A 5,936-nucleotide genomic window follows, 5' to 3' on the forward strand; every position below is an offset into this window, starting at 1 on the left:
TGTCGCGCAAGTCCATCGAATACGGCTTCGCCATGCAGACCGGCCTCCTCCGCCAGCCTGCCCTTGAATCAGATCAGCGCCTCCATGGAAATCCCCATCGATTCAGCCCCACGTCATCCCGCTCTAGCGGGCGTGACTGACCGGACATGGGTCTCCAAGCTTGTGATCTTCGGCGGTGGTAACGTGACGCCAAGCCTTGTGGCATAGATGGTGTCCGATGGGATCAGAATACCGGATCAGGGCGGCCGCCCGACGCGCGGCTTGGGGCTTGTTGGCGGCTGCACTCGCCTGGCGTGCTGCCGTCATGATTAGCTCGCTTCAAGCGGGCCACGCTTCCCCGCTGCTGGCGTTTCCGTTCGGTGCGGTCCTACCGGCCATGCTGTTGGTCATCTTGTCCCTGCTGCCGCCCACCCGCACTCGTGAAGGCCTGCTGATGCGGGTCGGCGCCATGATCCAGCTGTGGCTTGTCATCGTCCTGCCAGTCGTGGCTTTGTACCTGACCTTGGGCTTTCCGGTCGTGTTCCTAGTGGTGGAGCTGTTCGAGACCCGCTTTCCGCGCCGGCTGCGCGAACCCCTAGCGCGTCTCGTCGTCGCATGATCGCGCTCGACCTGCCGCTGCCGCTCATGTGGGCGCTCAGATGGGCACTTTTCCTAGGGCCGCTCGTGGCCGTCCTGCTGCTCGGGTGGTGGCGTCGTGGCAACAAGCGGATGATGATCGGTGCGCTGTTCGCCTTTCTGTATGGTCTTGGCTTGATCTTCGCGACCCATATGCTTGCGATGCGACTCGGGTACTGGCGTTATGGCGACGACGTGCTGATGCTGCAGGGGCTACCTGCTGACATATGGGTGGGAGGCGCGCTGCTGTTCGGACCCGTGCTGTTCCTCGCCTTCCCCGATGTCGCGCCCGTGTGGCTGGTATTACCGATCGTGGTCGGCCTTCACGGCACGGTCTTTTCCTCGCTCGCGCCGCTGGTCGTGGCAGGGCAGGGATGGGTGGGAGGCGTGCTGCTCGTCTTCGCAGTCGCCCACCTGCCGGCCCTCTACCTCGCCCGCTGGACGGCGCGCGACGTTCACCTGCCCCGGCGGGCGGCGCTGCTGGCGGTCGGGCACGGTTGCCTGGCGTTCGCGGTCATCCCATCGCTGATCCTGCACGCGACGGGTGGCGCGTGGGGGCTGGGTGGTATCGAACCCTGGCGTATGGCGGTGGGAGCATTGCTGTGCCTGCCGCTGATGGTGTTGGGCCTCTCGGCCGTACAGATGTTCGCGATCCATGGGCAAGGCACGGCGATCCCCCTTGACCCCACCAGGCGGCTCGTGGGCGCAGGCGTGTTCGCCTATCTGACCAACCCTATGCAGGCCTGCACGGCCGCCACCTGGATCGTGATAGGCGCGGTGCTGGGCAACGCGTGGGTGGCGTCGGCGGCGATCATGGCATGGGTGTTCGTGATTGGGATGGTCCGCTGGCATCATCGCCACGACCTGCTGCGGCGCTTTCCGGACGGCTGGCCTGAATACCGCGCCCATGTCGGTGAGTGGCGGCCCCGTTGGCGACCCTGGTTCGCGCAGGCATCGGTCCTGGCCTACGATCCCGCCTGCTTGAAGCAGGCGGGGTTCGTGCGGTGGCTCGTTCCGCGCGGCACCGTCTCGCTGGATGTGCTGGCGACGCCTGGCGTGCCTTTCGGCTATCACGAGCCGGGCGAAGACCGCGTGTTCGTGGGCTTGGCGGCGCGCGGCAAGGTACTCGGTCACGTGCATTTCGGCTGGGCGCTTGTGGGGGCTGCGATGCTGCTCGTAGCGCTCCCGCTGCAATGTCTGCGTAGGTCGCGCGTGCTTCGTTGGGAGGGGGCCGCTGCCTGAACCCCGTTCGCTCAATACGCTGTTACTAGGAGCTGACCATCTGTGGCGCATCCGGCGCGACCAGTTGCGCTTCTATGCCGACATGCGCGCGCGGCACGGCGATCGGGTGAGTTTGCGGCTGGGTCCGTATAGGTCCTGGCTGCTCTTCCACCCAGACGATGTGGAACGCGTACTGGTGGCTAGCGCAGCTTCGTTCATCCGCTTCCGCAAGCTGACCGGGGTCATCGCTCAATGGAACGGCGACAGTCTGATCGTTGCCGAAGGGCAACGCTGGCGCGACCGCCGCCGCAAGGTCCAGCCGGCGTTTCGCACGCAACGGGTGCGTGACTATGCTGCGACCGCTGCGAGCCATGCCGAGCGGTTATGCACCCGCTTCGAGCGCGCTGGCCGTCCCGAGGGCGTAACCGTGGATACCGACGCCGTCATGGCGCGGCTAACGCTTGACATCGCAACCGGCACTTTGTTCGGTGCCGAGCCACTGGCGAACGGCGACGAGGTGGAGCGCGCAATCCAGGTCCTGTCGGATACCGCGTTCCACGAAAGCACTGTGCCTTTCGTCATGCCCGACTGGTTGCCGCTGCCGTCCAAGGCGCGCAAGCGCCGTGCGATGGCGCTGATGGACCACGTCGTAGGCGACTTGGTGCGACGCCGGATCATCGACAAACCTGGCGACCGTGGCGACCTCCTGTCCATGTTGGTCGAGCAGCATGGCGGCGAACACATCCCCGTGCGCGATGATGCCATGACCCTGCTGATTGCCGGGCACGAGACGTCCGGCGCGTTGCTGAGCTGGCTGTTCCTCGCCTTGGTGCAATATCCTGCCTGGCGCGCCCGCGTGATCGGAGAGGTCGCAGCATTCGGCGACCGGCCGCCGGGCGTAGACGACGTCGCAGCGCTGCCGCTGCTACGGGCGGTGATCGCGGAGACGCTGCGCCTGTGGCCGCCAGCCTATTCACTGTTCCTGCGTCAGGCGACTGAGGACGTCAACTTGGGCGATACCATGATCCGCGGGGGCGACCTCGTGCAGGTCGTGCCGTTCACGCTCCACCGTGACCCGCGCTGGTTCGACGAACCGAACAGCTTCGACCCAGACCGGTTCCTACGCCCACCGTCCTGGCCGGCCCATGCCTACCTGCCGTTCGGATCGGGGCCCAGGGTTTGCATCGGGCAGAACTTTGCGCTGGTCGAGGCGTGCGTGGTGGCCGCGACGATCCTGCAACGGTGGGAGCCCGTGGCGGTGCCAGCTGTACCCGAACCCGATCCCAAGTTCTCGCTCCGCCCTCGGGGTGGCCTACCGATGACTTGGCGCCGCGTGGAGATCAGTCGAGCGTGAACCGATGGCGTGTCTCCCGTCCGGGGATCAGACAGGTTTTGGTGGTGCCGAACCAGCGATACCGATTGCGCGCGACCAGGTCATAGGCGACGTCGCGGATTGGGCGCGGCACGATCCGAAACAGTCGCAACCAGCGCCATGGCACCTTGAGGTGCATCAGCAGCGCCAAGCCGGCATCTGAGCGTGTCAGGCCTACGCCGTCCTGAACAACGAGGTATGTCCGTTGCAGATCCTGCTCGTCCAGCCCGTGGCGCGCCGCCAAGTCCAGACCCGTTGGCGACCAGGCACCCACAAAGCGTAGCCGATCGTCCGCTTCGTGCCGCAGCAGGAACTGCACCCATCTGCTGCACAGCACGCAGCGAGTGTCGAAAACGACTTGGACGGGCGTCGGACGGCTATGCCCCATTCAGGTTTCCAGCCGTTCACCGATCACAACCTTATCGCTAGTGCCATCCGACCAGCGCAGGCCACAGCCGCAACGCCTGACCCTCACTGAGCGGACGCTCACGTGCTCCGCTTCGGTTTGCGCGGCTTGGGTGTCGGCAACTCAGCCGCCGTAACGCGAAGCAGTTCACCCAGCCATTCGGCATCGTCCCAGCGGTCAGCCTCGATCAGCAGGTGTGGCTTGGCACCTGGGTAGGGTGGCGCGTCGGACGTAGGTTCGGCATGCGCGCGACCTGATGCCCTGGGCTTTACATAGAGCTGATCGTCGCAGACCGACCCAATCATCTTGCCGTCGACATAGACGCCGTACTCACCGAACATCGGTTTGGCCGACAGCGTGCCGGCGCCAGTAGCCTGTTCGAGCAGGTAATCGACTGTGCGTTGCTGCGTCGCCATGTCTTAGGCGTAACAGATGAACCTCGGCGCAAGCAACAGGCCGACCATAGTCTGCGACCCCAACGCGATGAACGAGCGGCCGCTTTCGGGAAAGGTCAAAGTGTCGCTGAATGTCTGCAATTGGGTCTTCGAAGAACATTACGGACCCGGGCTCTCTCAAGCCGACGGATGAACGGCTTGGCGGCTCCGAAGCTTCCGATATAAGCCGCTGATGGCAGCACCAATCTGGAAGAAGAGGCCGGTCGCACAGTCCTCCGGACCAAGGAAGCGGCGCAACTCGGTCGACGCGCCGAAGTCTTTCGGGCACGAGACCGGAAAGCCTGAGGTTCGCGTTTTCGTGTCCTACTCGCACCAAGACGAGAGGGCGGAGGAGAAGCTGTACACTCATCTCGCGCCATGGCGGAACGATGGCGTATCGGTCCGGCATGATAAAAGAATCGAGTCAGGCGGAGAACTCGACACGGCGATTGCGAGAGAGCTACGGCGCGCCCACATATTCGTGGCACTGCTTAGTCCTGCGTACCTCGACAGCAACTACTGCTGGAACATCGAGTATAAGCGAGCGATGAGCCGGCGTGCTCGCGCGCTGATGCGTGTAGTTGCGGTCGTGGTGAAGCCGTGCAGCTGGAAACGGACCAGTGCAGCACGGTTCAAGCTGCTGCCAAAGGATGGCGTCCCTCCCGAGCGTTGGTCGAGCAGCGACGCTGCGTTCGTCAATGTTGCTGAGGGCATTGGTGAAGTCATCAAATTGGTTCGTCGCGAGCTAGCAGCACAGCCCGTCGCTCGGTCTCAAGCTGCGCCTAAAGCTAAAATCAAGCCGAAGCCGAAGCCAAAGTCTCCTGCTGCCACGCCGGCTCGCCCCAGCAAGGCACGCGCGACCTCAGCTTCCAAGCCCGCGAAGTCGCGAGCATCGTCGCGGAAACGACCAACGAGGGGCTGAAGTCCCACCGATAATTTCCAAAGCGACGACGGTTGCGACCTAGCCGGAAGGAACGCGGAAGCTGAATGGATGACCGTTTTGTGGACCGCTAAGGATGCCGTGAACGTCCGCTTCTGGGTCTCATCACCCGAGTGGCTGTAGCGACGCATCAAGGAAGTGGCGTTGAGAAATTCCTTAGGATTATGCGCCTACCGCATCTCGAAGGATGAGCGCACCGAAACCCTCTGTGTCTTATGGCTCGAAGATGCAACGTTGCAGTTTGGTGTCGCTGGCGCGTCAGGTCGCTGGACCGCGGGCGGTGGTCGTTCTTTTGGTCTCGGCGGTGGCACTGTGTCTGACGACGCTGATCTATGTCCAACATACTGCCAACCTTATTGTCAGCCGGGACATGCAGACTGCGGTGGCGCTCAGCGAACTGGCCGCACGGTTCGACCATGAGGATGGAAACCTATACCGCCTTATGGTTGATACAGCAGCCAATGGTCAGAACGCTGCGAATAATAGAAAACTTGCTGCAATCCAAGGTCGCATCGCTAGGATTGACGCTGATCTGTCAGTGTTGAAACAGGGCCTCGAGCCGGCCCAACGTCGTCGTGCCCAACGGATCAGCGTCGAGCTTCACAAGTACAGCGATGCCGTCACAGTCGTTTCGTCGATGCTTGAGATTAACTTCGCTGCTAGCGTGGCGATGTTGCGACCATTCCGCATAAACGCCGATAATGTGCTTGCCGAAATCAAGGGCATCGCAGCGTCGGGGATCGCCGATGCCAGCCGCCATGCGGAGGCCGCAGCTTGGCGAACCCGGCTGCTGGTGGCAGTGGTCACCGGCGCTGTGCTAATCGTGGCGGGGCTGTCCTACATCTGGCTGGCGCTCGCAGCCGAGCGCGGCAAGCAGCTCCGGTCGGAGATCAGGCGGAGGGATCAGGCCGAGCAAGAGGCGTTGCAGCTCGCGCGTACCGATCCGCT

Annotated in this window: 6 protein-coding genes; 4 read left to right on the forward strand and 2 right to left on the reverse strand. The window is 63.5% G+C overall.

The genetic code is table 11. The features are described from left to right. The first annotated feature begins 304 nt into the window (after window positions 1-304). The 3 genes from BRX43_RS19650 to BRX43_RS19660 are packed head-to-tail and all read left to right on the forward strand — an operon-like array spanning window position 305 to window position 3,190. Window positions 305-598 (forward strand): hypothetical protein, encoded by a 294-nt coding sequence (locus BRX43_RS19650; RefSeq protein WP_125996747.1) that lies wholly within the window; start codon window positions 305-307, stop codon window positions 596-598. Next, window positions 595-1,857 carry a methyltransferase gene (locus BRX43_RS19655; RefSeq protein WP_125996748.1) on the forward strand — a complete coding sequence of 421 codons (1,263 nt, stop codon included), beginning with the start codon at window positions 595-597 and terminating at the stop codon, window positions 1,855-1,857. The genes BRX43_RS19650 and BRX43_RS19655 overlap by 4 nt, the downstream gene beginning before the upstream one ends. 49 nt (window positions 1,858-1,906) lie before the next feature. After that, on the forward strand, window positions 1,907-3,190 hold the full coding sequence (locus BRX43_RS19660; RefSeq protein ID WP_277600181.1) for a cytochrome P450: 1,284 nt from the start codon (window positions 1,907-1,909) through the stop codon (window positions 3,188-3,190). Here BRX43_RS19660 and BRX43_RS19665 read toward each other — a convergent pair. Next, the gene (locus BRX43_RS19665) at window positions 3,177-3,596 is read right to left on the reverse strand and encodes a DCC1-like thiol-disulfide oxidoreductase family protein (RefSeq protein WP_125996750.1); all 420 of its coding nucleotides are present in this window, start codon (window positions 3,594-3,596) and stop codon (window positions 3,177-3,179) included. The genes BRX43_RS19660 and BRX43_RS19665 overlap by 14 nt on opposite strands. A 98-nt stretch (window positions 3,597-3,694) precedes the next feature. Continuing rightward, window positions 3,695-4,030, reverse strand: a complete 336-nt coding sequence (locus BRX43_RS19670; RefSeq protein ID WP_125996751.1) for a TfoX/Sxy family protein — start codon at window positions 4,028-4,030, stop codon at window positions 3,695-3,697. Window positions 4,031-5,175: 1,145 nt separating this feature from the next. Between BRX43_RS19670 and BRX43_RS19680 the strand changes: the two genes are divergently transcribed. Further along, window positions 5,176-5,936: hypothetical protein (locus BRX43_RS19680; protein ID WP_164523696.1), on the forward strand; the 761-nt coding region annotated here is incomplete at its 3' end.

Origin of the sequence: Sphingomonas sp. S-NIH.Pt15_0812, from assembly GCF_003951315.1 — a bacterium.
Taxonomy (GTDB): domain Bacteria; phylum Pseudomonadota; class Alphaproteobacteria; order Sphingomonadales; family Sphingomonadaceae; genus Sphingomonas.